22 protein-coding genes are annotated in these 25278 nt (G+C 69.4%); 19 read left to right on the top strand and 3 right to left on the bottom strand.

Annotation, left to right across the window (positions count from 1 at the left end; all coding sequences use genetic code 11):
- The first annotated feature begins 40 nt into the window (after window positions 1-40).
- Window positions 41-1729 (top strand): ABC1 kinase family protein, encoded by a 1689-nt coding sequence (locus tag FVP77_RS05300; protein ID WP_147893574.1) that lies wholly within the window; start codon window positions 41-43, stop codon window positions 1727-1729.
- A 60-nt stretch (window positions 1730-1789) separates the two neighbouring features.
- Here the strand turns inward: FVP77_RS05300 and FVP77_RS05305 are convergent, their stop codons facing one another.
- The gene (locus tag FVP77_RS05305; RefSeq protein ID WP_187266826.1) at window positions 1790-2815 is read right to left on the bottom strand and encodes an aggregation-promoting factor C-terminal-like domain-containing protein; all 1026 of its coding nucleotides are present in this window, start codon (window positions 2813-2815) and stop codon (window positions 1790-1792) included.
- 181 nt (window positions 2816-2996) lie between these two features.
- Between FVP77_RS05305 and FVP77_RS05310 the strand changes: the two genes are divergently transcribed.
- The 9 genes from FVP77_RS05310 to FVP77_RS05350 all read left to right on the top strand — a co-directional run bounded on the left by FVP77_RS05310 (window position 2997) and on the right by FVP77_RS05350 (window position 12705).
- Window positions 2997-3698, top strand: coding sequence for an NUDIX hydrolase (locus FVP77_RS05310; protein ID WP_147893575.1), 702 nt, complete (start codon window positions 2997-2999; stop codon window positions 3696-3698).
- A 169-nt stretch (window positions 3699-3867) separates the two neighbouring features.
- Window positions 3868-5337, top strand: a complete 1470-nt coding sequence (gene rpsA / locus FVP77_RS05315) for a 30S ribosomal protein S1 (protein WP_116646739.1) — start codon at window positions 3868-3870, stop codon at window positions 5335-5337.
- Window positions 5338-5453: 116 nt separating this feature from the next.
- Window positions 5454-6257, top strand: a complete 804-nt coding sequence (locus FVP77_RS05320; RefSeq protein ID WP_147893576.1) for a DNA-formamidopyrimidine glycosylase family protein — start codon at window positions 5454-5456, stop codon at window positions 6255-6257.
- A gap of 9 nt (window positions 6258-6266) precedes the next feature.
- Complete coding sequence (locus FVP77_RS05325; protein WP_147893577.1) at window positions 6267-6446, top strand: hypothetical protein; 180 nt, start codon at window positions 6267-6269, stop codon at window positions 6444-6446.
- A gap of 7 nt (window positions 6447-6453) precedes the next feature.
- Complete coding sequence (locus FVP77_RS05330; protein WP_246133986.1) at window positions 6454-7644, top strand: MFS transporter; 1191 nt, start codon at window positions 6454-6456, stop codon at window positions 7642-7644.
- Window positions 7645-7679: 35 nt separating this feature from the next.
- On the top strand, window positions 7680-8225 hold the full coding sequence (locus tag FVP77_RS05335) for a GIY-YIG nuclease family protein (protein ID WP_147893578.1): 546 nt from the start codon (window positions 7680-7682) through the stop codon (window positions 8223-8225).
- 36 nt (window positions 8226-8261) lie between these two features.
- A complete protein-coding gene (locus FVP77_RS05340) occupies window positions 8262-9845 on the top strand; it encodes an MFS transporter (protein WP_147893579.1) in 1584 nt (527 codons plus the stop codon).
- Between the two features lie 62 nt (window positions 9846-9907).
- Entirely contained in the window at window positions 9908-11545 is a 1638-nt protein-coding gene (locus FVP77_RS05345; protein WP_147893580.1) for a sensor histidine kinase, read from the top strand.
- Window positions 11542-12705 (top strand): hypothetical protein, encoded by a 1164-nt coding sequence (locus FVP77_RS05350; protein ID WP_147893581.1) that lies wholly within the window; start codon window positions 11542-11544, stop codon window positions 12703-12705. Before FVP77_RS05345 ends, FVP77_RS05350 begins: the two co-directional genes overlap by 4 nt.
- Window positions 12706-12707: 2 nt before the next feature.
- On the opposite strand, the gene FVP77_RS05355 is transcribed toward FVP77_RS05350, so the two are convergent.
- The gene (locus FVP77_RS05355) at window positions 12708-13085 is read right to left on the bottom strand and encodes a response regulator transcription factor (RefSeq protein ID WP_147893582.1); all 378 of its coding nucleotides are present in this window, start codon (window positions 13083-13085) and stop codon (window positions 12708-12710) included.
- A 106-nt stretch (window positions 13086-13191) separates the two neighbouring features.
- On the opposite strand from FVP77_RS05355, the gene coaE reads away from it, so the two are divergent.
- Both coaE and uvrB read left to right on the top strand, forming a co-directional pair.
- Window positions 13192-13794 (top strand): dephospho-CoA kinase, encoded by a 603-nt coding sequence (gene coaE / locus FVP77_RS05360; RefSeq protein WP_147893583.1) that lies wholly within the window; start codon window positions 13192-13194, stop codon window positions 13792-13794.
- A gap of 40 nt (window positions 13795-13834) precedes the next feature.
- Window positions 13835-15916, top strand: a complete 2082-nt coding sequence (gene uvrB, locus FVP77_RS05365) for an excinuclease ABC subunit UvrB (protein WP_147893584.1) — start codon at window positions 13835-13837, stop codon at window positions 15914-15916.
- Between the two features lie 3 nt (window positions 15917-15919).
- On the opposite strand, the gene FVP77_RS05370 is transcribed toward uvrB, so the two are convergent.
- Window positions 15920-16156, bottom strand: coding sequence for a hypothetical protein (locus FVP77_RS05370; protein ID WP_116646733.1), 237 nt, complete (start codon window positions 16154-16156; stop codon window positions 15920-15922).
- Between the two features lie 37 nt (window positions 16157-16193).
- Here FVP77_RS05370 and FVP77_RS05375 point away from each other — a divergent pair, with 37 nt between their 5' ends.
- The 7 genes from FVP77_RS05375 to gap all read left to right on the top strand — a co-directional run bounded on the left by FVP77_RS05375 (window position 16194) and on the right by gap (window position 25276).
- Window positions 16194-16622 (top strand): MarR family winged helix-turn-helix transcriptional regulator, encoded by a 429-nt coding sequence (locus tag FVP77_RS05375; protein ID WP_147893585.1) that lies wholly within the window; start codon window positions 16194-16196, stop codon window positions 16620-16622.
- Window positions 16623-16678: 56 nt separating this feature from the next.
- The gene (uvrA, locus tag FVP77_RS05380; RefSeq protein ID WP_147893586.1) at window positions 16679-19582 is read left to right on the top strand and encodes an excinuclease ABC subunit UvrA; all 2904 of its coding nucleotides are present in this window, start codon (window positions 16679-16681) and stop codon (window positions 19580-19582) included.
- The gene (gene uvrC / locus FVP77_RS05385) at window positions 19582-21498 is read left to right on the top strand and encodes an excinuclease ABC subunit UvrC (RefSeq protein WP_246133987.1); all 1917 of its coding nucleotides are present in this window, start codon (window positions 19582-19584) and stop codon (window positions 21496-21498) included. The genes uvrA and uvrC overlap by 1 nt, the downstream gene beginning before the upstream one ends.
- Before the next feature lie 24 nt (window positions 21499-21522).
- Window positions 21523-22404 (top strand): RNase adapter RapZ, encoded by an 882-nt coding sequence (gene rapZ / locus FVP77_RS05390; RefSeq protein ID WP_147893587.1) that lies wholly within the window; start codon window positions 21523-21525, stop codon window positions 22402-22404.
- Window positions 22405-22445: 41 nt separating this feature from the next.
- The gene (gene whiA, locus FVP77_RS05395) at window positions 22446-23420 is read left to right on the top strand and encodes a DNA-binding protein WhiA (protein ID WP_121149604.1); all 975 of its coding nucleotides are present in this window, start codon (window positions 22446-22448) and stop codon (window positions 23418-23420) included.
- Window positions 23421-23535: 115 nt separating this feature from the next.
- The gene (locus FVP77_RS05400) at window positions 23536-24162 is read left to right on the top strand and encodes a superoxide dismutase (RefSeq protein ID WP_116646728.1); all 627 of its coding nucleotides are present in this window, start codon (window positions 23536-23538) and stop codon (window positions 24160-24162) included.
- Between the two features lie 103 nt (window positions 24163-24265).
- Window positions 24266-25276, top strand: coding sequence for a type I glyceraldehyde-3-phosphate dehydrogenase (gap, locus tag FVP77_RS05405; protein ID WP_121149603.1), 1011 nt, complete (start codon window positions 24266-24268; stop codon window positions 25274-25276).
- Window positions 25277-25278: the final 2 nt, after the last annotated feature.

Consider the following 25278-nt stretch of genomic DNA (forward strand, 5'->3'; position numbering starts at 1 on the left):
CGACCGGGTGCCCAGGGCACGCCGGCGTCAAGGAGATCTCATGGCTGACGCCGGCGACCTGAGCGCCCGCTATCGACGGATCACGCGGTTCGCCGCGCGCTACCTCGTGCAGGCGTGGTGGTTCGAGCTGTTCCTCCCGAGACTCGGGCTCTCCCGTATCTCGGCACGGAACCGCACGAAGCGCCTGCAGAACATCGCGCGCCGTTTTCACGGCCTCGCGATCGATCTCGGCGGCCTCATGATCAAGGTCGGGCAGTTCATGTCGTCGCGCCTCGACGTGCTGCCGCCCGAGATCACGAAAGAGCTCGAGGGTCTGCAGGACGAGGTGCCCGCGGTCCCGTTCGCCGCGATCCGCGCCCTCGCCGAAGCGGAGCTCGGTGTGTCGCTCGACCGCGCCTTCGCGTCGGTCGACCCGACGCCGTTGGCGGCGGCATCCCTCGGCCAGGCCCACCGGGCGACCCTGTCGGACGCAGACGCCGAGGTCACCGGACTCAGCTCCGTCGTCATCAAGATCCAGCGCCCCGGGATCGACCAGGTCGTCGACGTCGACCTCCGCGCACTGCGCCAGGTCGCGCGATGGCTGAGCCGCGTGCGCCTGGTCTCCGACCGGGTCGACATGCACGCCCTCGTCGAGGAGTTCGCCCACACGAGCCTCGAGGAGATCGACTACCTGCACGAGGCCGCGAACTCCGAACGGTTCGCGAACGACTTCGCCGGCGACGGGCGCGTCACCGTGCCCGAGATCGTCTGGGAGCGCACCACCCGACGTGTGCTCACTCTCGAAGACGTCACCGCGATCAAGATCACCGACGTCGACGGGCTGCGCGCGGCCGGCATCGACCCCGCCGAGGTCGCGATCGAGTTCGCCTCGGTCATGTTCGACCAGCTCTTCGCCGACGGGTTCTTCCACGCCGATCCGCATCCCGGCAACATCTTCGTCACCCCGAACGAGCCCGACCCGGCGACGGGTCGCGCCTGGCACCTCACCTTCATCGACTTCGGCATGATGGGCGAGGTCCCGGAGGGACTCCGCCGCGGACTCCGGCGCCTGCTCATCGCCGCGGCCTCCCGCGACGGGAAGGGCCTCGTCGACGGCATCCGCGACGTCGGCGTGCTGCTGCCGTCGGCCGACACCGCCGAGCTCGAGCGCGCGATGACCCAGCTCTTCGCCCGGTTCGGGGGCATGGGCTTCGCCGAGCTGCAGGAGGTCGACCCGCGGGAGTTCCGTGCGTTCGCGGTGGAGTTCGGCGACGTGGTGAGGTCGCTGCCGTTCCAGCTGCCGGAGAACTTCCTCCTCATCATCCGGGCGATGTCGCTCGTCTCGGGCAACTGCAGCGCGCTCGACCCCGCATTCAACATCTGGGACGCCGTCGAGCCCTACGCGAATCGCCTGATCCGCGAAGAGGGCGGGAATGTCGTGCAGGGCTTCGCGAAGCAGGCCGTGTCTCTCGCCGGACTCGCCGCCCGTCTTCCGCGGCGGTTCGACGACCTCGCCACCCGCATCGAGGACGGCCGCATCGCCGTGCAGACCCCGAAGCTCGATCGCCGCATCGGCTCGCTCGAACGGATGGGGCGGCGTGTCGTCTCGGCCGTGCTCTTCGCGGCCCTGCTCATCGCGGGCGCCGTGCTGCGGGTCGACGACGCGGTGTTCGGCACGGTGCTGATGTCGATCTCGGTCGTCCCGCTCCTGCACGCCCTCTTCGCCGGGTTCACCGCCGGGCGTCGCTGAACGCGAAAGGGGCGCCGACGTGATGTCGGCGCCCCTTCGGCGTTCAGCTGTTCTGAGAAGTCAGTACCAGCCCACGGACTGCGACTGGCCCCACGCGCCGCACGGCGTGCCGTAGCGACCGGAGATGTAGCCGAGACCCCACGAGATCTGGGTGGCGGCGTTCGTCTGCCAGTCGGCGCCGGCGCTCGACATCTTGCTGCCGGGAAGCGCCTGGGGGATGCCGTATGCACCGCTGGAGCGGTTCATGGCCTGGTAGTTCCAGCCCGATTCCTTGTTCCAGAGCGAGACGAGGCACGAGTACTGGTCGTCGCCCCATCCTCGCGCCTGGAGCATGGCGTAGGCGGTCGCCTTCGCACCCTCGGGGCTGTTGTCTCCGCCGGTGCCGCCCGACGGGATCGGGGCGGAGGGCGCCGACGCCGACGACGAGCCGGTCGAAGCCGACGACGTCGACGAGGTCGAGACGGGGGCGGATGCTGCGGCCTCGGCCGCCTCCGCGGCGGCGGCCTCGGCCTCGATGCGCGCCTGCTCGGCGGCGGCCTCTTCTTCGGCCTTCTTCGCCGCAGCGCCGTCGAGGCTTCCGCGGAGCTGGTTCACGCGGGAGTCGACCGAGGCGATGAGTTCGGTGACCTCCTCGGTGATGGAGGGGACGAGGGGCGCGGGGAGCGCGTCGGCGGCGTCGAGACGCGCGGCGGCCTCTTCGAGCGCGGCGGTGTCGACCGACGTGTCGGGCTCGCCGATGTCGAGACCCGATGCGGCGATGTCGGCCTGCACGCTCGCGGCCGCGGAGGTGACCGATGCGGCCGCCTCGACGGCTTCATCCGCGGCCACGGTCTCTTCGGGGACGGCAGGGGTGACGGTCGCCTTGAGCGGCGCGGAGTAGGTGGAGGAGGAGACGAGGGAGAAGGTCGGCGTCGACGCGCCGGCCTCCGCCTGAGCCTCAGCCGACGGTGCGGTCGAGGCGAACGCTGCGGCTGCGACGATGCCGAACGCGAGTCCCGAGGCGACGACCGCGCGGCGGTTGTGCGAGCGGCGATCGGCGGCACGGCGGGTGCGGCGGGTGGCGGTGGACGGCGTGTTCGAGTGCATAAAACCAGTTCCGTATGGGGGGCTCCGCGCTCGTCGCGCGGCGTGCGGCATCCGTTCTCGCGGACACAAATCCGAGAGTCTGGCACGGCCTTCCTGGGCGGTTCCTGGACGCAGCGCGCAAGAAAGGCCAGATCAGGGGCTGCGCAACACCCCGGCGGGCCATCGGGCGTACCCTGTGATCGTGCCCGAATCGCCCCCGCCGCAGACCGCGCGGGCACAGCTCGCCGCCCTCGCCGCGCGGGCCGACCGGCCCTTCGTCGAGGGTCTTCCGAAGGTCGTCGATCCGCGCCCCGCAGCGGTGCTCATCCTCTTCGGAGTGCTCGACGCCCTGCCCAGCGATCACGAGGCGCAGGCCCGCGCCGTCTCACGCGATCTCGACGTGCTGCTCCTCTCACGGGCAGCCACGCTGCGCGCGCACCCCGGTCAGGTTGCCTTCCCGGGTGGCCGGGTCGACCCCGGTGACCAGAGCGTCGTCGCCGCAGCGCTGCGCGAGGCCGAGGAGGAGACGGGCCTGGATCCAGCCGGGGTCGAGGTGCTCGGCACCCTCGGTCGCGTCCCGCTGGAGTTCTCGCGACACCTCGTTACTCCCGTGCTCGCGTGGTGGCAGCATCCGTCGCCCGTCCGGGTGGTGGACGTGGCCGAATCCGCCGACGTCTTCCGTGCGCCGGTCGCCGATCTCCTCGATCCGGCCCGTCGAGGATCCACCGTGATCCGCCGCGACGGTCACGAGTGGAGGGGACCCGCCTTCCTCGTGCCGCACGACACCGGCGAGCACCTCGTGTGGGGTTTCACCGCGATGCTGCTCGACGGCCTGTTCGACAGGCTCGGCTGGACCGAACCGTGGGATGCGGCGAAGGAACTGCCGCTCGAGCTCCCGTCCTAGGGAACATCGCGGTCGACCGGGGCGTTCTGGTACCGTAGAACGTCACTCTCGTGACTCGTTTGGCATGTCTGCGCTCGGGTCCTGGTGACAGAACGACAATCCGCTTTGCTTCGGCGCGCACCTGCGCGCGTCGGAGCCCGACACCCCAACCTCTAGGACAACCCACTACATGACTACCGCAACGACCGCCCCGGCCACCAAGCAGGTCGCGATCAACGACATCGGATCTGCTGAAGACTTCCTGGCCGCGGTCGAACTGACCCTGAAGTTCTTCAACGACGGCGACCTCATCGAAGGAACCGTCGTGAAGATCGACCGCGACGAGGTTCTCCTCGACGTCGGCTACAAGACCGAGGGCGTCATCCCCTCGCGCGAACTTTCCATCAAGCACGACGTCGACCCGAACGAGGTCGTCAACGTCGGCGACCACGTCGAGGCCCTCGTTCTCCAGAAGGAGGACAAGGAAGGCCGTCTGATCCTGTCGAAGAAGCGCGCTCAGTACGAGCGTGCCTGGGGCGACGTGGAGAAGATCAAGGAGACCGACGGTGTCGTCACCGGTTCGGTCATCGAGGTCGTCAAGGGTGGCCTCATCGTCGACATCGGCCTCCGCGGCTTCCTCCCGGCGTCGCTCATCGAGCTGCGTCGCGTCCGCGACCTGACGCCGTACCTCGGCCAGGAGATCGAGGCGAAGATCCTCGAGCTCGACAAGAACCGCAACAACGTCGTGCTCTCGCGCCGCGCCCTGCTCGAGCAGACGCAGTCCGAGTCGCGCACCACGTTCCTCAACAACCTCCACAAGGGCCAGGTCCGCAAGGGCACGGTCTCGTCGATCGTCAACTTCGGTGCGTTCGTCGACCTGGGCGGCGTCGACGGTCTGGTTCACGTCTCCGAGCTCTCGTGGAAGCACATCGAGCACGCGTCCGAGGTCGTCGAGGTGGGCCAGGAGGTCACCGTCGAGATCCTCGAGGTCGACCTCGACCGCGAGCGCGTGTCGCTCTCGCTCAAGGCGACGCAGGAAGACCCGTGGCAGGTGTTCGCCCGTACCCACGCGATCGGTCAGATCGCGCCGGGCAAGGTCACCAAGCTCGTTCCGTTCGGTGCGTTCGTCCGCGTCGCGGACGGCATCGAGGGCCTCGTTCACATCTCGGAGCTCTCCGGCAAGCACGTCGAGCTCGCGGAGCAGGTCGTGTCGGTCGGCGAAGAGGTCTTCGTCAAGGTCATCGACATCGACCTCGAGCGTCGCCGCATCTCGCTGTCGCTGAAGCAGGCCAACGAGTCGGTCGACCCCAACGGCACCGAGTTCGACCCGGCCCTCTACGGCATGGTCACCGAGTACGACGAGCTCGGCGAGTACAAGTACCCCGAGGGCTTCGACCCGACGTCGGGTGTCTGGCTCGAGGGCTTCGACGAGCAGCGCGAGAAGTGGGAGCAGGACTACGCGGCTGCCCAGGCTCGCTGGGAGTCGCACAAGGCTGCGGTCGCCAAGGCGATCGAGGCCGAGGCGAACGCCCCCGCGTCGACCGGCACCGACTTCGGCGCCGGCACCGGTTCGTCGTTCACCTCGGAGTCGTCCTCGGCCGGCACCCTGGCCGACGACGAGGCACTCGCCGCACTGCGCGAGCGTCTCTCCAGCCGTTGAGCTGAATCATCACGCTGAGCGGGTCGGAACCTCCGGGTTCCGGCCCGCTTTCGCGTATCCGGACCTCGCCGAGCGGATGCTGCGCACGTGTCGGAGGCCGGGCCTAGCGTGACCCCATGCCCGAAGGTGACAGCGTGTTCCGTCTCGCGGTGCGCCTGCGCGAGGCGTCCGAGGGGCACGTCGTCGCCGACGGCGAGCTCCGATCCGGAGCCTCGGCGGGCCAGTCGCTCACGGCGGGGCGCATCGACTCGTACGACACGCACGGCAAGAACCTGCTGACCCGGTTCGACACGGGCCTCACCCTGCACACGCACCTGCGGATGCAGGGGAGTTGGACCGTGACAGCCCGCGGGCGTCGTGTGCCGCCGCGTATCGCGCACCAGGTCCGGGTGCGGCTCCGGCTCGACGACGGGCGCACCCTCTGGGGGATCGACGTCCCCGTCGTGCGGCTGCTGCCGACCGCGCGGGAGGGAGAGGTGGTCGGCAGGCTCGGACCCGACCCGCTCCGAGGCGACTGGGACCACGCCGAGGCGGTGAGGCGGATCGAGGGTCGTCCGGATCGGCCTCTCGTCGCCGCCCTCCTCGACCAGGGGAACGTCGCGGGCTTCGGCAACCTCTGGGTGAACGAACTGGCGTTCCTGCGCGGCGTGCACCCGTTCCGCCCCGTCGCAGAGGTCGACGTCCCCGCTCTCCTCACGGTCGGCGCGCGGGCGCTGCGGCTCTCGGCCGCCGTGCCGGGCATGTACCAAGTGACGACGGGGCGCGCGGTCAAGGGAGAGTCTCACTGGGTGGTGGGCCGCGCCGGCCGACCCTGTCTGCGCTGCGGAACCCGCGTGCGGGTGGTCGCCGAATGCGCCGGCGACCCGGAAAGGCGCCGCACGTGGTGGTGCCCTCGGTGTCAACCCGGCGAGTTCGGCTAGCGTGGGAGCATGAACGCCCGCATCCCCCTCGTGGTCACGACCGTCGCCTGCGCCATCCTGTTCCTGTCGATCGCGGCCGTCTTCGCGCTCGTGATCGCGAGCCTGGTCACGGGTGGCCCGATCGACTTCCTCGGCGGCCCCGAGATCGCCGACGCCTCGGGCGCTGCGCCGCTGGTCCTCGCCGCCTGACGTCTGCGTGACCGGCTTCACCGGGCACGTCCCCGGAAGCCGGGAGTACCGCCGACTTCTCGCCGGGCTGTTCTTCGCCGGCATCGCGACGTTCGCCCAGCTCTACTCCCCGCAGGCGGTGCTGCCCCTCCTGGCGGCGGAGTTCGACGTCCCGCCGGCCACCGCCGCGCTGGCGGTGTCGGCGGCCACGCTCGGACTCGCGGTCGCGGTGATCCCGTGGTCGATCGTGGCCGATCGCATCGGACGCGTGCAGGCCATGACGATCGGCATCGTCGCGGCGACCGCTCTCGGGCTGGCAGCGCCCCTGAGCGCCGACGTCGCCACGCTCCTGGTCCTCCGCCTGGCGGAGGGGGCGGCCCTCGGCGCCGTGCCTGCTCTCGCCCTGGCCTATCTCAGCGAGGAGGTCGATCCGCGCCACGCGGCCGCCGCCGCCGGCAGCTACATCGCCGGAACCACTCTCGGAGGACTCTCCGGCCGTCTCGTCTCCGGGCCGATCGCCGACCTCGCCGAGTGGCGCACCGGCCTCTGGGCGACGGCCGTCCTGTGCGCGGCGGCGGCGGTGGCCTTCCTGCTCCTCGTGCCCCGCGCGCGCGGCTTCACGCCCCTCGTCCGCGGCGGGGCGAGGATCGCGACGCGTCTGGCGGTGAACCTCCGCTCGCCGGCGCAACTGGCGCTGTACGCCCAGGGGTTCCTGCTCATGGGCGCGTTCGTCGCCATGTACAACTACCTCGGATTCCATCTGACGCATCCGCCGTTCTCGCTTCCCGGTTGGATCGTCACATCGCTGTTCGTCGCCTATCTCGCGGGCACCGTCTCGTCACCCTGGGCGGGCACCCTCGCATCGCGCCACGGGCGGCTGCCCGTCCTCCTCGTATCCACCGCCGCGATGGCGGTCGGCACCGCCCTCATGCTCGTCCCGATCGTGCTGGTCATCCTCGGGGGACTCGTCGTGATGACGGCCGGGTTCTTCGGCGCCCACGCGGTCGCCTCCGGGTGGGCGCCCGCATCCGCGCGACCCGACACCCGCGCGCAAGCGTCCTCGCTCTACTACCTGGGCTACTACGGTGGCTCGAGCCTGTTCGGCTGGAGTCTCGGCTACGTCTTCGACGCCGCGGGCTGGGGCGTGTTCCTCGGCGTGGTGGTCGCGATGTGCGGTGGTGCGGCGGTGCTGGCGATCGGTGCGCTGCGGAAGCACTAAGGGTTCGTGTCGGGGGTCGCGGCTACGATCGCGCCGTGCCCGAATGCCTCGTCGACGGATGCTGCGCTCCCGGCGCGCACGATGCCCCGGTCGTTCTCTGCGACCGGCACCTCGCGGCCGCGGCCGACTGGTCGGAGCGCGAGCAGGGCGTGACCGACCTGCTCCCCGTACCGTGCCGCATCTGCGGATCGCGACTCGGGGTGCGCTGGCCGAGCGGCTGGCTCTGCGCTGTGTGCGAGTGGCGACACGGGGAGATCGTCGACGGCGAACTCCCGCCTCCGCGTATCGACGTCGTCTACTACCTGCGCTACGACGATCGGGTGAAGATCGGCACGACAGCGAACCCCCGACAGCGGCTCGCGGCGATCCGGCACGACGAAGTCCTGGCGTTCGAGCGAGGCGACCGCGCCCTCGAGCAGCGCCGCCACACGCAGTTCGCGGCGGACAGGTGGCCGCGGACGGAGTGGTTCCGGCTGTCGCGCGACCTGCAGGCGCACGTCGACTCCATCGCCGCGGGTGTCGGCGATCCCTGGGCCCTGCACGCCCGGTGGACGAGCGAGGCGCTCGCCCTCCGCGGCTGACGCCGCCGCGTGCGGTGCCCTCGCTAGAGTGAGCGCGTGAGCGACACCCGCGCGGCCGCAGCGACCCGCCCCGACGCCCCGGCACGTTCCGGGCTGGTGCTCTCGGCACTGATCCTCGGCGCGCTGGTGTGCAACATCAACCTCGCGGCGGCGAACATCGCGCTTCCCGACATCGGCCGCACCTTCGGCGCCGGCCAGGTATCGCTCAACATCGTGGGCCTGGGCTGCTCGCTGGGGTTGGCGATGTCGGTGCTGTACTTCGGTGCCCTCGCCGACCGTTACGGACGCAAGCAACTGCTCATGCTCGGTCTCGCACTCACCGTCGTCGCCAGCCTGTGCTCCGCCTTCTCGCCCTCCGTCGAGCTCCTCATCGCCTCCCGCGTCTTCACCGGCATCGCGGCGGGCCTGGCCTTCCCGACCACGCTGTCGCTGATCACCGCGCTCTGGTCCAACGGGCCGCGACGCACGCGCGCGATCGCTCTGTGGTCGGGTGTCAGCGCCATGGCATCGATCGTCGGCTCGGTGCTGGCCGGCCTGCTGCTGTCCGTCTTCTGGTGGGGGTCGGCGTTCCTGATCGCCGTGCCGATCGCGGCCGCCGCGCTCGTTCTGGTCGCCCTGTTCGTCCCCGGCCACGTCGCCGAGTCCCGCGACCCCGTCGATCATCTCGGCGGGATCCTCGCGACCCTCGCGATCGCGGGCATCGTGCTCGGAATCGGCACCGTCTTCGCGCCCGGTCAGCACGTCATCGGCGGGGTGATGCTCGCGGTGGGGGCGGTGCTGCTGGTCGTCTTCCTCGTGCGCCAGGCGAGGGAGGAGCACCCGCTGTACGACCTCCGCGTCGCCCGGCGTCGGATGTTCTGGGTCCCCGCGACCGCCGGGACGATCGTCTTCGGCTCCCTCATGGGAGCGATGTTCGTCGGCCAGCAGTACCTCCAGAACATCCTCGGCTACTCGACCCTGCAGGCGGGCCTGGCCGTCGTCCCCGCCGCGGTCGGGCTCCTCCTGTTCGCGCCGATGTCGGCCCGCCTGCTCACCCGCCGCGGATCCCGGACCACCATGCTGCTCGGCTACGCCCTCGTGTTCGTCGGCTTCCTCACAACCCTCCTGTGGAACCCGTCGACCCCGTACTGGCTGATCGGTCTCGGGTTCTTCGCCATCGGCAGCGGCGCCGCCTTCGCGATGACGCCGGCGTCGCGCGCGCTCACCGAGAGCACCCCCGTGCGCCGGGTCGGGATGGCGTCCGCCACGTCCGACCTGCAGCGAGACCTGGGCGGCTCGATCATGCAGGCGCTGCTTGGTGCGATCCTCGCGGCCGGGTTCGCCGCGTCGTTCGGACGACAGATATCCGCGTCGGCCGAAGCCTCCACGATCTCCGACACCGTCACACAGGCGCTGCAGGCGTCGTACGGTTCCGCGCTCCGGGTGGCCGACCAGTTCCCGCAGTACCGCGACGAGATCCTCGCCGGCGCCACCCAGAGCCTCGTCACCGGCGCCTGGGGTGCGTACCTGATCGGGGCGGTGGCCGTGGTCGTCGGGGGAGTGATCGTGTGGTTCCGCCTCCCGTCGTTCGCGCGCGAGCAGGAGTTGATCGCGCAGTACGCGAAAGAGGATGCGCCGTGACCCGCCGAACGCATGCCGGACGGATACGCGAGTCCGCGCACCGCTCGCGATAATGTCAGCGCATGGCCTGGTTGTCGGAGAGCGAGCGGCGTGCGCGCACGCGCGACGACACCCGTGACCGCTCGATCCTGCTGAACCAGACCCTCCTCGCCGGAGTCGGTCTCGTCGCCATGGGCGTCGTGATCCTCATCGGGCAGGTCGTGGACACCACCACGTTCGTTCTCGGCTCCTCGCTCCTGTTCGGTGCGACGGCGGCCGCGATCCTCATCCCCTGGCACCGGCTGCCGGTGTGGACGGTCGCCGTCCTTCCGTTCGCCGACATCCTGGCGCTGGCGCTCCTGAGGGCGAGCGCCCCGAACGGGGGACTCGGGTTGCTCTGGGCCTTCCCCGCGATGTGGATCGGGGCGATGTTCGGCGTCGCCGGTGTCGTCGTCGGCACGGTGCTCGTCGCAGCGCTCTTCTGGTTCATGACCGCGGTCGATCCGACGCAGAACTTCAGCGCGTCCACGGTCCTCCTGCCTCTCGTGGTGGGAGCACTGGCGACCATCTCGTTCCTGGGCGCTCGTCGCGCCGACGCGCAGCGGCAGCTGCTCGAGAAGCAGTCGCGGCATCTCGGGCGCTCGGTCGATCGGGCGCGCCGGCAGGAGGACCTCGTCACCGAGGTGCTCGACGCCGTCGACTTCGGCGTGATCCGCATCACCGCCGAGGGGGAGCTCGTCGTCACCAATGAGGCCCACGCGCAGCTGCAGGGGGGTGCGGCCGAGGACGCCGCCGGCGCCGTGGCGTACGCGGCGGACGGGGTGACCCCGCTCGACCCCGCGGACGTCCCGATCGCACGCGCCCGCGAGGGCGACACGTTCGAGAATCGAGTGGTCTGGTACGGCGAACCGGGTTCGGGGCGGCGCGCGCTCACGGTCACCGCCCGCCGACTGACCGAGATCGACGGGTCGAACGCGGGGGTGATCGTTGTCTCGCGCGACGTCACCGCCGAGGAGCAGGCACTGCGCGCCCGTGAGGATCTCGTCGCGTCGGTGTCGCACGAGCTGCGTACCCCGCTCACGTCGATCATCGGATACCTCGAGCTGGCCCTTGACCGCGACGACCTCCCCGGCGACTCGCGGCGCGATCTCGAGGTCGCCGAACGCAACGCCGCGCGCCTGCTCGAGCTCGTAGCCGACATCCTCTCGGTGTCGTCCCTCGCGCGTCCGGGGGGCGGTGTCACACTCGACCCCGCCCCGGCCGATCTCGCCGTGATCGTTCACGCGGCCGTCGAGGCGGAGCTCCCCAAAGCCGCCGACCGACGCATCTCGATCGACACGACCTTCGTCGCCTCGACCCTCGCCGTCGTCGACGCGCAGCGCATCCGGCAGGTCATCGACAATCTGATCGACAATGCGGTGAAGTACAACTCCGACGGCGGAAAGGTCTTCGTCGAGCTCGATCGTGACGACGACCGGATCCGCATCGCGGTCCGCGACGACGGCCCCGGCATCTCCGAGGGCGAGCGTTCCCACCTGTTCGAACGGTTCTTCCGCTCCGACGCCGTCCGCAACTCCACCACCCATGGCAGCGGATTGGGTCTGGCGATCAGCGAAGACATCGTGCACCGCCACGGCGGGGAGATCTCCGTCGACACGCGCCTGGGGGAGGGAGCGACCTTCACGGTCTGGCTCCCCGCGACGGGGGAGTCGGCTTCATGACCCTGGACAACTTCACCGTCTCGCTCGCCGCGGCTGTCGTCATCGTCGTCTCGGGAGTCATGTACCTCTTCGAGACGCTCATGCGCAAGGACGGTCTCCCCGGTCGGCTGTGGGCCGTGGCGTTCCTGGCCGGCATCCTCACCGTGCTCAGCTACCTCGTGTGGGCGGCGGCACCCGACGCCTACCTGGCGGTGGCGGTGGGCAATGCCGGGTTCGTCGCCAGTGCGGGCTTCATCTGGCTCGGATGCCGCGCCTACAACGATCGTCCGCTGCGGTGGTCGGGCTCGGTCGTGGCGGCGTTCGTGCTGATCGCCGGTGCCGCGGTGCTCGTGGCGGGCCCCGACGGCGGGGACTGGGCGGGCGCGGTGCCGCTGTTCATCGGCACCGGTCTCATGGCCCTGTTCGGCGCGATCGAGTCGAGGCAGGGGGCGATCGGGCGTCGGTGGAGCTCGCTGGGCCTGACGATCGTTCTCGGGATCGAGGCGGTGTGGTTCACCGCGCGCACGCTCGTCTTCGTCGCGTACGGGCCCGACAGCGAGGTGTTCGCGACCTGGTTCAACACGATCGTGTCGTCGTTCCTCACCATCACGCTGACGATCGTCGCGGTGGTCGTGACGTCGGTCCTCCGGGCGAGCGAGTCGAATCTCCGCGGGCAGCCCGACGTCTACACGTTGAGCGTCGGCGTCGACGGCGTGCTCCTCCCCGCATCCTTCCGCTCGGCGACCGCGACCCTGATCGAGCGTGCCGCACGCCAGGGCGAGACGATCTGCGTCGTGTCGGTGCGCATCGATGACCTGGGGCGCATCGCGACGGCCTTCGGCCCCGCGGAGGCCGAGCAGGTGGCCGCCGCGTGGCGGGCGGGGGTGCGGGAGTACGTTCCCACCGCTGCGCTGGTCGGCGACGGCGAGAGCGGGAGTCTTCTGGTCGCGTTCCTGACGACGTCGTTCTCCGACGTGCGCAGGATGGCGAGCATCATGCACCGCCGCCTGCTCGACGACTTCGGTGCGCTGGGCGTCTCGGTGGTGCCCGTCGTGGGCGTCGGGATCGCGCTCACCGACAGACTCGGCTACGACTTCTCGACGCTGGTCGACGGGGCCGATCAGGCTGCCGCGCGCTCGGTCACCAGCCCCGACGCCTCGGTGATCATCGCCGAGGGGTGAGGTCAGTCGTCATGGCGGTCGGCGAGCAGGGCGTCGACGCGGGCCCGCAGGTCGCGCGGCCGGAACGGTTTGGTGAGGTAGTCGTCGGCGCCGGCTTCGCGGCCGAGCCGTGCGTGCTCCTCGTCGGCCCGTGCCGTCACCATGACGATGCGGGTGTCGCTGAAGGCCCGGATGCGGCGCGCGGTCTCGAATCCGTCGATGCCGGGCATGCTGACGTCGAGGGTGGTGAGGACCGGATGCTCCGCCCGCACCTTCTCGACGCCCTCGATCCCGCCGGTAGCGGTGTGGACGTCGAAGCCGGATCCCTGAAGGACGGCCGAGATGAGCGAGCGGATGTCGGCATCGTCTTCGATGATGACCGCGACGCGGGGGCTGGGCATCGGGTACCTCGGGTCTCCGCCCCGTCTGGGTGACGCGCGGTTCTGACCGAAGCGTAACCTACATCCGTCTTCTCGAACGCGGCGGGTGTCATGGCATCCTCGGAGGATGCCATTGATCGCGCTCACCGGCGGCATCGCGTCGGGGAAATCGACCGTCGCCTCACGACTCGCCTCCCACGGCGCCGTGGTGGTCGACGCGGACGCCGTCGTCCGCGACGTGCAGTCGCCCGGATCCCCGGTGCTGGGAGAGATCGAGAAGGAGTTCGGGCATCGCATGCTGCGCCCCGACGGTTCGCTCGACCGCGCGGCGCTCGGAGCGGTCGTCTTCGGCGACCCCGATCGACTCGCTCGGCTCAACGCGATCGTGCACCCCGCGGTGCGCGACGAGTCGCAGCGCCGGTTCCGCGAGGCGGCCTCCGCCGACCCGCGAGCCGTCGTCGTGTACGACGTGCCGCTCCTGGCCGAGACGCGCGCCTCGGATCCGTGGGATCTCGTCGTGGTCGCCCACGCGCCGGTGGAGGTGCGTGTGGCACGCCTGCGGGACCACCGCGGGATGAGCGAGGCCGACGCGCGCGCCCGCATCGCGGTCCAGGCGTCCGACGAGGAACGCCTGCGGCTCGCCGACGTGGTCATCGACACCGACGGTCCGCTCTCGCAGACCGAGGCGCAGACCGACGAACTCTGGGCGCGACTGACGGCCGAGGCGTAAGTCCGCCCCCGGTGTCGGTGGCCCGGCCTACGCTGGAATCATGCAGGCCACCCGTTCCGTCCGCCCTTTCGAGGTCGTCAGCGAATACGTTCCCTCCGGCGACCAGCCGCAGGCCATCGCCCAGCTCGCCGCGCGCATCAACGCGGGCGAGACCGACGTCGTGCTCCTCGGCGCCACCGGTACCGGTAAGTCCGCGACGACGGCCTGGCTCGTCGAAGCCGTCCAGAGGCCCACGCTCGTGCTCGCGCACAACAAGACCCTCGCCGCGCAGCTGGCCAACGAGTTCCGCGAGCTGATGCCGAACAACGCGGTCGAGTACTTCGTCTCGTACTACGACTACTACCAGCCCGAGGCCTACGTCCCGCAGACCGATACGTTCATCGAGAAAGACTCCTCGGTCAACGCCGAGGTCGAGCGCCTCCGTCACTCGACGACGAACTCGCTGCTCTCACGGCGCGACGTGATCGTGGTCTCGACGGTGTCGTGCATCTACGGCCTCGGCGCGCCCGAGGAATACCTCCGCGCGATGGTCGCCCTGCAGGTGGGGGAGCGCTACGACCGCGACGCCCTCATCCGCAAGTTCATCTCGATGCAGTACAACCGCAACGACGTCGACTTCTCCCGTGGCAACTTCCGGGTGCGCGGCGACACGATCGAGATCATCCCCGTGTACGAGGAGTACGCGATCCGCATCGAGATGTTCGGTGACGAGATCGAAGCGCTCTACATGCTGCACCCGCTCACCGGCGACATCGCGCAGAAGATGGACTCCGTGCCGATCTTCCCGGCGTCGCACTACGTCGCCGGCACCGACAAGGTGCAGCGTGCGATCGGCACGATCGAAGACGAGCTCGCCGACCGGTTGAAGGAGTTCGAGCGACAGGGCAAGCTGCTCGAGGCGCAGCGTCTGCGCATGCGCACGACGTTCGACCTCGAGATGCTGCAGCAGCTCGGTTTCTGCTCGGGCATCGAGAACTACTCGCGCCACCTCGACGCCCGTCCGCCGGGTGCTCCGCCCCACACGCTGCTCGACTTCTTCCCCGACGACTTCCTTCTCGTGATCGACGAGTCGCACGTGACCGTGCCGCAGATCGGGGCCATGTACGAGGGCGACGCCTCGCGCAAGCGCACGCTGGTCGAGCACGGCTTCCGTCTTCCCAGCGCCATGGACAACCGCCCGCTCCGGTGGGACGAGTTCAAAGAGCGCATCGGGCAGGCCGTCTACCTGTCGGCGACCCCGGGTCGCTACGAGATGGGGATCGCCGACGGCGTGGTCGAGCAGATCATCCGACCGACGGGACTCGTCGATCCGCAGATCGTCCTGAAGCCGTCGAAGGGGCAGATCGACGATCTGCTCGAGCAGATACGCATCCGCGTCGAGCGCGACGAGCGCGTGCTGGTGACGACCCTGACGAAGAAGATGTCCGAAGAGCTCACCGACTTCCTCGGCGAGCACGGGGTGCGCGTGCGGTACCTCCACTCCGACGTCGACACGCTGCGTCGTGTCGAGCTGCTCACCGAGCTGCGCGCCGGCGTCTACGACGTGCTCGTCGGCATCAACCTGCTGCGCGAAGGCCTCGACCTCCCCGAGGTCTCGCTCGTGGCGATCCTCGACGCCGACAAGGAGGGGTTCCTCCGCAGCGGCACGTCGCTCATCCAGACGATCGGCCGTGCGGCGCGCAACGTCTCGGGCGAGGTGCACATGTACGCCGACCGCATGACCGACTCCATGACGAAGGCGATCGAGGAGACCGAGCGTCGTCGCGACATCCAGATCGCGTACAACCTCGAGCGCGGCATCGATCCGCAGCCGCTGCGCAAGAAGATCGCCGACATCACCGACGTCCTGGCGCGCGAGGCCTCCGACACCCAGGAGCTCCTCTCCGGGCGCGCGTCCGCGCGCAACAAATCGGGCAAGGGCAAGTCTCCGACACCGCAGCTGCGGCGCACGGGAATCGCGGCGGAGGGTGCCAACCAGCTCGAGGCGACGATCGAAGATCTGTCGAATCAGATGCTGGCCGCGGCCGCCGAGCTCAAGTTCGAGCTGGCCGGCCGACTCCGCGACGAGGTGCAAGACCTCAAGAAGGAGCTCCGTGCGATGGAGCGGGCCGGTCACGCCTGACGATCACGGGCAGTGCATCAGCGGCTTCGGTCCGGAGCGGTCGAAGGTGTGCTCGGTCATGGCGTGGCCGCACAGCGGGCACGGGCGGCCGGTCCGTACGGGTTCCGGCGTCGTCTCGTAGGGACCGACCGATGCGGGGCCGGCGACGCGGATGAGCTTCGCGTTGAGGTAGTTGTACCAGCCGCCCGCCGCGCGGACTCGGTCCTTCCGTGACGGACCCTCCGGATCACTGTGTGCCATGATTGTTAGTGTACTAACTAATCGGAGGAGCGAGGCGATGGATGCGGACGAGATGCTCAGGCTCGACAACCAGCTGTGCTTCGCCATCGTCACGGCCGCCCGCAACGTCGTGTCGATCTACCGTCCCGTGCTCGAGCCGCTCGGTCTGACGCATCCGCAGTACCTCGTGATGCTCGCGCTCTGGGAGGAGTCGCCCCGCTCACTGGGAGACCTCGCCGCGGAGCTCGCGATGGAGCCCGCGACGCTCTCACCGCTCGTGAAACGCCTCGAGGCCCAGGGCCGCATCTCGCGCACGCGTCGCGGTGATGACGAGCGCGTGCTCGACATCTCCCTCACGGCCGAGGGCCGGGCACTGCGTGAGCAGGCGCTCGAGGTTCCCGGCCGCATCATGCGGAGCGTCGGTATGGATGCCGCCCAGCTCACCGCCGTGCGAGACGGGCTCGCACCCTTCGCCGGCCGCCGCTGACCCTGGCGGTGCGATCGGGCGGAGCCGGTGTCGGAGGCCACGCCTAAGCTTGTCGGGTGCCCATCGTCCCCGTCGCCCTGCCCGGAAACAACAGCGGAAAGCTCAGCGTCCGCGGTGCCCGCGTCCATAACCTCAAGAACGTCGATCTCGACATCCCGCGTGATGCGCTGGTCGTCTTCACCGGCCTGTCCGGCTCGGGAAAGTCCAGTCTCGCGTTCGACACGATCTTCGCGGAGGGTCAGCGTCGCTACGTCGAATCGCTGAGCTCCTACGCGCGCCAGTTCCTCGGTCAGGTCGACCGTCCCGACGTCGACTTCATCGAGGGCCTCAGCCCCGCGGTGTCGATCGACCAGAAGTCGACCAACCGCAACCCCCGCTCGACCGTCGGCACGATCACCGAGATCCACGACTACATGCGTCTGCTGTGGGCCCGCATCGGCATCGCGCACTGCCCCGAGTGCGGGGCCGAGATCCAGCGGCAGACCGTGCAGCAGATCGCCGACCAGCTGATGGAGCTGCCCGAGCGCACGCGCTACCAGATCGTCGCTCCGGTCGTCTCGCAGAAGAAGGGCGAGTTCGTCGACCTCTTCCAGGAGCTCAGCGCGAAGGGCTACGCCCGCGCCGTCGTCGACGGCGAGCTCATCCAGCTCGCCGAGCCGCCGAAGCTCAAGAAGAGCTATAAGCACGACATCGCCGTGGTGGTCGACCGGCTGGTCGCCAGCCCCGACATCCTCGGTCGCGTCACCGACTCGGTCGAGACCGCTTTGGGACTGGCCGGCGGCATCATGCAGGTCAACTTCGTCGACGGCGAGGGCGACGACGCATGGCAGTCGTTCTCAGAGAAGCTCGCGTGCCCGAACGGTCACCCGGTGCAGCTCACCGAGATCGAGCCGCGCACCTTCTCGTTCAACGCGCCGTTCGGCGCGTGCCCGGCATGCTCGGGTCTGGGCACCCGCATGTCGGTCGACGTCGACCTCATGCTCGGCGACGAAGACCTCTCGATCAGCGAGGGCGTCATCATCCCGTGGACGACGCAGGGCAAGGGTCTCTTCCAGTACTACGAGCGCCTGCTCGAGGGTCTCGCCCGCGATCTGGCGTTCTCGCTCGACACCCCGTGGCGACAGCTCCCCGTCGACATCCGCGAGGCGGTGCTGCGCGGCGAGGACTACAAGGTCACCGTCAAGTGGAAGAACCGCTACGGGCGCGAGGTGCGGTACGCCTCGGGGTTCGAGGGGGTCGTGCCCTACATCGAGCGTCAATACCTGCAGGCCGAGTCCGACACGCAGCGTCAGCGCTGGTCGGAGTACCTCCGCGAAGTGCCGTGCCCCGTCTGCGAGGGCGCACGCCTCAAGCCCGAGGTGCTCGCCGTCACGGTGCACGGCAAGTCGATCGCGGATGCGTCGTGGTTGAGCCTCGCCGACGCGCAGCGATTCTTCGCCGAGCTCGAACTGACTCCGCGCGAGGCGCAGATCGCCGCCCAGGTGCTCCGCGAGATCCGCGCGCGACTCGACTTCCTCCTGCAGGTCGGTCTGACCTACCTGAGCCTCAGCCGATCGGCGGGTTCGCTGTCTGGCGGTGAGGCGCAGCGCATCCGGCTCGCGACCCAGATCGGTTCCGGACTGACGGGGGTGCTCTACGTTCTCGACGAGCCGTCGATCGGCCTGCACCAGCGCGACAACCGGCGCCTCATCGAGACGCTGATCACGCTGCGCGACCTCGGCAACACCCTGATCGTCGTCGAGCACGACGAGGAGACCGTCCATGCGGCCGACTGGATCGTCGACATCGGCCCGCGGGCGGGCGTCGACGGCGGCAACGTCGTGCACTCCGGCCCGCTCGCGCAGCTGCTGGAGGAGAAGGAGTCGCTGACGGGCGACTACCTCTCCGGCCGCCGCGAGATCGCCGTGCCGAAGAAACGGCGCAAGATCGACAAGCAGCGCCAGGTCACCGTGGTCGGCGCGCGGGCGAACAACCTGCAGAACGTCACCGCGAGCTTCCCGCTGGGCGTGCTCACCGCCGTCACCGGGGTGAGCGGATCGGGCAAGTCGACCCTCGTCAACGGCATCCTCTACGAGGTCCTCGCCACCAAGCTCAACGGCGCACGACGCGTGGCCGGCAAGCACACGCGGGTGACCGGACTCGACAACCTCGACAAGGTCGTGCACGTCGACCAGGCGCCCATCGGCCGCACGCCGCGCTCGAACCCCGCGACCTACACGGGGGTGTTCGACCGCATCCGCAACCTCTTCGCCGAGACCCCCGAGGCCAAGGCGCGCGGTTACCTGACGGGTCGCTTCTCGTTCAACGTCAAGGGCGGCCGCTGCGAGGCCTGCTCCGGCGACGGCACGATCAAGATCGAGATGAACTTCCTGCCCGACGTCTACGTCGACTGCGAGGTGTGCCACGGCAAGAGGTACAACCGCGACACGCTCGCCGTGCACTACAAGGGCAAGAACATCGCCGAGGTGCTCGAGATGCCGATCGCCGAGGCGGCGGAGTTCTTCGAGCCGATCCAGGCGATCCACCGCTACCTGAAAACTCTGGTCGACGTCGGCCTCGGCTACGTGCGTCTCGGACAGTCGGCGACCACGCTCTCGGGCGGTGAGGCGCAGCGCGTGAAGCTCGCGACCGAGCTCCAGCGCCGCACCAACGGGCGGTCGATCTACGTGCTCGACGAGCCGACGACCGGTCTGCACTTCGAAGACGTGCGCAAGCTCCTCGAGGTGCTCAACAGCCTCGTCGACAAGGGCAACACCGTCATCGTCATCGAGCACAACCTCGACGTGATCAAGTCGTCCGACTGGATCATCGACCTCGGTCCCGAAGGCGGCTCCGGCGGCGGCACGATCGTCGCCACAGGAACCCCCGAGCAGGTCGCGAAGGTGGAGGCCAGCCACACCGGCCAGTTCCTCGCGGAGGTGCTCGGCATCTCCGCGGTCGAGGCGCGTAAGGCGGGCTGATGGCGGCATCGCGAGAGCGGATGTCGCAGCTGCCCTACCGGCCGAACCCCGGCGAGATCCCCACCAACCCCGGCGTCTACCGCTTCCGCGACGCCGCCGGTCGGGTGCTCTACGTGGGCAAGGCCAAGAACCTGCGCGCCCGGCTGTCGAACTACTTCGCCCCGCTGCGCTCGCTGCACGAGCGCACGCGACGCATGGTCACGACCGCAGCATCCGTCGAATGGACGGTCGTCGCCAGCGACGTCGACTCGCTGCAGCTCGAGTACATGTGGATCAAGGAGTTCGATCCGCCGTTCAACGTGCGCTACCGCGACGACAAGTCGTATCCGTTCATGGCCATCACGCTCGCCGACGAGGCGCCCCGCGTCATCGTCACCCGCAACCGCCGCATCCCCGGCGCGAAGTACTTCGGCCCGTACCCGAAGGTCTGGGCGGTGCACGAGACCATCGACCTGATGATCAAGGTCTTCCCGATCCGCACGTGCAGCGACTCGTCGTACAAGAAGGCGATGCAGAGCGGCCGTCCCTGCTTCCCCGGTCAGATCGGCCGTTGCGGCGGTCCGTGCTCGCACAAGGTGACCATCGAGGAGCACCGGGCGATCGTCGACGACTTCGTCGCCTTCATGGCCGGGGGAGACGAGCGGTTCGCCCGAGACCTGAACGCCCGGATGCGCGAGGCTGCCGCCGCGATGGACTACGAGTCGGCGGCGGTCTACCGCGACCGGCTGCAGGCGATCGAGGCGGTGCTGAAGAAGAGCGAGCTCGTCCTCACCGACGACGTCGACGTCGACCTGTTCGGCATCGCCGAAGACGAGCTCGCGGCCACCGTGCAGCACTTCGTGATCCGCGGCGGCCGCATCCGAGGGGTGCGCGCCTCGACGATCGAGAAGGAGATCGACATCTCGGGCGCCGACCTCGTCGACCAGGTGCTCCAGCGCACGTACGGCGACGCGGCGCCGGTCGACATCCCGCGCACGGTGCTCGTGCCGTCGCTGCCCGAAGACGCCGCCGACATCGAGGCGTGGCTGCGGGAGCGACGCGGAAAGCAGGTGAGCATCCAGGTCGCTCAGCGGGGCCAGAAGGCCGACCTCATGCGCACCGCGACGCTGAACGCGCAGCAGGCGCTGATGATCTTCAAGACCCGCCGCACGAGCGATTACGTCGCGCGCACCCAGGCGCTCACCGATCTGCAGCAGGCGCTCGATCTCACCGAGGCGCCGCTGCGCATCGAGTGCTACGACGTGTCGCACCTGTCGGGCACCAACGTCGTCGCGTCGATGGTCGTGTTCGAGGACGGACTCCCGCGCAAAGACCAGTACCGCACGTTCGGCGTGCCCGAGACGACCGACGACACCGACTCCCTCTACCAGGTGCTCACGCGCCGGCTGGCCTACCTCGACAGGCCGGAGGAGATCGAGCCTCCCGCGCCCGAGCCGACAGCCGACGGCGAGGTCGTCACCGAACCGCCGAAGCGCAAGCGGTTCGCCTATCCGCCGCAGCTGCTCGTGGTCGACGGCGGCCAGCCGCAGGTCGCCGCCGCCGCGCGTGCGCTCAAGGACGCCGGCCACTCCGAGATCGCCCTGTGCGGCATCGCGAAGCGCCTCGAGGAGGTCTGGCTGCCGGGGGAGGACTACCCGGTGATCCTGCCGCGCACCAGCGAAGCCCTGTACCTGCTGCAGCGTCTGCGCGATGAGGCGCACCGCTTCGCCATCACGCACCAGCGCAAGCGGCGCAAGCGCGACATCTCGAGCGTGCTCTCGGAGATCCCCGGCCTCGGCGATGCCCGCATCAAGGCTCTGCTGCGGCATTTCGGGTCGGTGACGGCGCTGCGCGCCGCCACGCCCGAAGAGATCGCCGGGCTGCCGGGGATCGGTCCGAAGCTCGCCGACTCCATCCACAGCCATTTGGCTCGATAGGCTGGCTGTCTACGAGGAGTTGACATGACCGACCAGACGCGCCGCGACACCGGCGAGGTGCTGATCGTCACGGGCATGTCGGGGGCCGGCCGTTCGACGGTGGCCAACGCGCTCGAAGACCTCGACTGGTACGTCGTCGACAACCTGCCGCCCATGATGCTGCGTCCGCTCCTGGAGCTCACCGAGCTCGCCGCGGGGGCCGTCCCGCGCGTGGCGGTCGTGGTCGACGTGCGCGGGCGGGAGCTCTTCGGCGACCTCCCCGAGGTCATGCGCAGCCTCCGGGCCGGGCGCCAGGTGCGCGTGGTGTTCCTGGATGCCGCCGACGACGTGCTCGTGCGGAGGTTCGAGTCGGTCAGGCGCCCCCACCCGCTCCAGCGCGACGGCACGATCCTCGACGGGATCCGGCGCGAACGGGAGCGACTGGCGCCCGTGCGAGAGGCCGCCGACGTCCTCATCGACACCTCGTCGAACAACATCCACCAGCTCACGACCCGGGTGGTGGAGCTCTTCGGAGAGCAGGCCGCGGCCCGTCACACGGTGAATCTCATGAGCTTCGGGTTCAAGTACGGGCTGCCGACCGACGTCGACATGGTCGCCGACATGCGGTTCCTGCCCAATCCCTACTGGAACGACGAGTTGCGCGGCCTGACGGGGGAGGACGAGCGGGTGCGCGACTACGTGCTCGGCCAGCCCGGTGCTCCCGAGTTCCTCGACGCGTACGCGGCCGCTCTCGCCCCCGTGCTCGAGGGCTACCAGCACGAGAACAAGCGTCAGTCGGTCGTCGCGATCGGGTGCACGGGCGGCAAGCATCGCTCGGTCGCCATGGCGCGGGAACTCGCCGAACGCCTCCGCACCGTGCCGGGTGTGGCCGTCCGCGTCACGCATCGCGACCTCGGCCGCGAGTAGGCTGTTCCCTCGTTCCCCCGCCCTTTCCCCCGAGGAGTACCGTGCCGCTGACCGCCGACGTGAAGGCCGAACTCATCGCCGTCCGCGACCCCCGGCCTACGGCGCGCGTCGCCGAGCTGACGGCGTTGTTGCGATTCTCGGGAGGCCTGCACTCGATCGCGAACCGCGTCGCGGTGGAGGCTCAGCTCGACTCCGACGTCCTCGCCCGGCGCGCGGCCCGCGACCTCGTGGAGATCTACGGCGTGCGTCCCGAACTCGTCCACGTGCAGGGCTCGGGCGGGCGCACGGGCGGGCACTATGCCGTGCGCGTCATCGAGTCGGGGGAGACCCTCGCACGTCAGACGGGACTGCTCGACCAGCGTCGCCGCCCCGTGCGCGGACTCCCGAACAAGCTCACCACCGGCTCGCGTGGCGATCTCGCCGCGATCTGGCGGGGGGCGTTCCTCGCCGCCGGCTCACTGAGCGAACCCGGCCGGTCCGCATCGCTCGAGATCGCCTGCCCGTCTCCGGAGGCCGCCATGGCGCTCGTCGGCGCCGGTCACCGGATCGGCATCCCCGCGAAGGCCCGCGAGGTGCGGGGAGTGCCGCGCGTCGTCGTCCGTGACGGTGACGCGATCCGCACCGCTCTCGCCGAGATGGGCGCCCAGAAGACGGCAGCCGAGTGGGATCAGCTGCGTCAGCGCCGTGAGGTGCGCGCCGGTGTCAACCGCCTCGTCAACTTCGACGATGCGAACCTCCGCCGCTCGGCGCAGGCCGCGGTCGCGGCGTGCGCACGGGTCGAGCGCGCACTCGAGATCCTCGGCGACACGGTGCCCGACCACCTGCGCGAAGCGGGGGACCTCCGTCTCGCTCACCGCGACGCCAGCCTCGACGAGCTCGGCCACCACGCCGACCCGCCCCTGACCAAGGACGCGGTGGCGGGACGCATCCGTCGCCTGCTCGCGATGGCCGACAAGAAGGCCGAGGTCGACGGGATCCCCGGGACCGAGTCGGCCGTCCCCGCCGGCGCCGAGTGATGTGACGCCGAGGGAAGCAACCCCGAGTCACGGGCGTTGCCCCTCGATAGGATGAATCGATCATCCTTCGCTGCGCCGAGGAGTGTCGGTGCAGCGCCGATAGGAAGCAGAGAACATGGCGAAGTACACGTTGCCCGAACTCCCCTACGACTACGCAGCACTGGAGCCGCACATCAGTGCGTCGATCATGCAGCTGCACCACGACAAGCACCACCAGACGTACGTGACCGGCGCCAACACCGCCCTCGAGCAGCTCGCCGAGGCCCGTGAGACCGGCAACCTCGCGAACGTCAACAAGCTTCAGAAGGACCTCGCCTTCAACCTGGGCGGTCACACGAACCACTCGATCTTCTGGGAGAACCTCTCGCCGGACGGTGGCGACAAGCCCACCGGCGACCTCGAGTCGGCCATCGACGACCACTTCGGTTCGTTCGACAAGTTCCAGGCCCACTTCACCGCCGCCGCGCTCGGCGTGCAGGGCTCCGGCTGGGCGGGCCTGTTCTGGGACTCGATCGGCGAGAACCTGATCATCGACCAGTTCTTCGACCAGCAGGGCCAGATCGTCGCCGGCACCGTGCCGCTCCTGCTCCTCGACGTCTGGGAGCACGCGTACTACCTCGACTACAAGAACGTCCGCGCGGACTACGTGAAGGCGTTCTGGAACATCGCGAACTGGGCCGACGTCCAGAAGCGCTTCTCCGCTGCTCGCGAGAAGACCGCGGGCCTGCTGGTACTGTCGTAAACGGAGCGGGCGTCCCGGTGGACACCCGCCGGGACGCCGCTGTCCGTTCTCGCATTCGCAACACACTCGCGCATCGCGCACTACCCAAATCAGGAGTCAATCCGTGGCTGTCAAGATCGGGATCAACGGCTTCGGCCGGATCGGACGCAACTACCTTCGCGCGGCTCTCGCGCAGGGTGCAGACCTCGACATCGTCGCGGTCAACGACCTCACCGACAACAAGACCCTCGCTCACCTTCTCAAGTACGACTCGGTGAACGGACCGCTCGACCAGGACGTCACCTACGACGACGAGTCGATCACCGTCGGCGGCAACACCATCAAGGTGTTCGCCGAGCGCGACCCCGCCAACCTCCCCTGGGGCGAGCTGGGCGTCGACATCGTCATCGAGTCGACCGGCCGCTTCACGAAGGCCGAAGACGCCAAGAAGCACATCGCCGGCGGCGCCAAGAAGGTTCTCATCTCGGCCCCCGCGACCGGTGACGACGTCACCATCGTCATGGGTGTCAACGAGGGCGAGTACGACCCCGCCAACCACGTCATCATCTCGAACGCGTCGTGCACCACGAACTGCCTCGCGCCGCTCGCGAAGGTGTTCAACGACAACTTCGGCATCGAGCGCGGCTTCATGATGACCGCTCACGCCTACACGGCCGACCAGAACCTCCAGGACGGCCCGCACAGCGACCTGCGTCGCGCCCGTGCCGCCGCGATCAACATCGTGCCCGCCTCGACCGGCGCCGCCAAGGCGATCGGCCACGTGCTCCCCGAACTCCAGGGCAAGCTCAGCGGCTCGTCGTACCGCGTTCCGGTTCCCACCGGCTCGATCGTCGACCTCACGATCGTCACCCCGACCGAGGGCCTCAGCGTCGACCAGGTCAACGCCGCTTACAAGGCCGCGGCCGCCGAAGGACGTCTCGCCGGTTACCTCGAGTACACCGAGGACCCGATCGTCTCCAGCGACATCCAGGGCAACCCGCACTCGTCGATCTTCGACGCCGAGCTGACCAACGTCAGCGGCAACCTGGTCAAGGTGTCGGCCTGGTACGACAACGAGTGGGGCTACTCGAACCGTCTGGTCGACCTGACCGAGTACGTCGCAGAGCGCATCTAAGG

Origin of the sequence: Microbacterium hatanonis, assembly GCF_008017415.1 — a bacterium.
GTDB classification, from domain to species: Bacteria; Actinomycetota; Actinomycetes; order Actinomycetales; family Microbacteriaceae; genus Microbacterium; species Microbacterium hatanonis.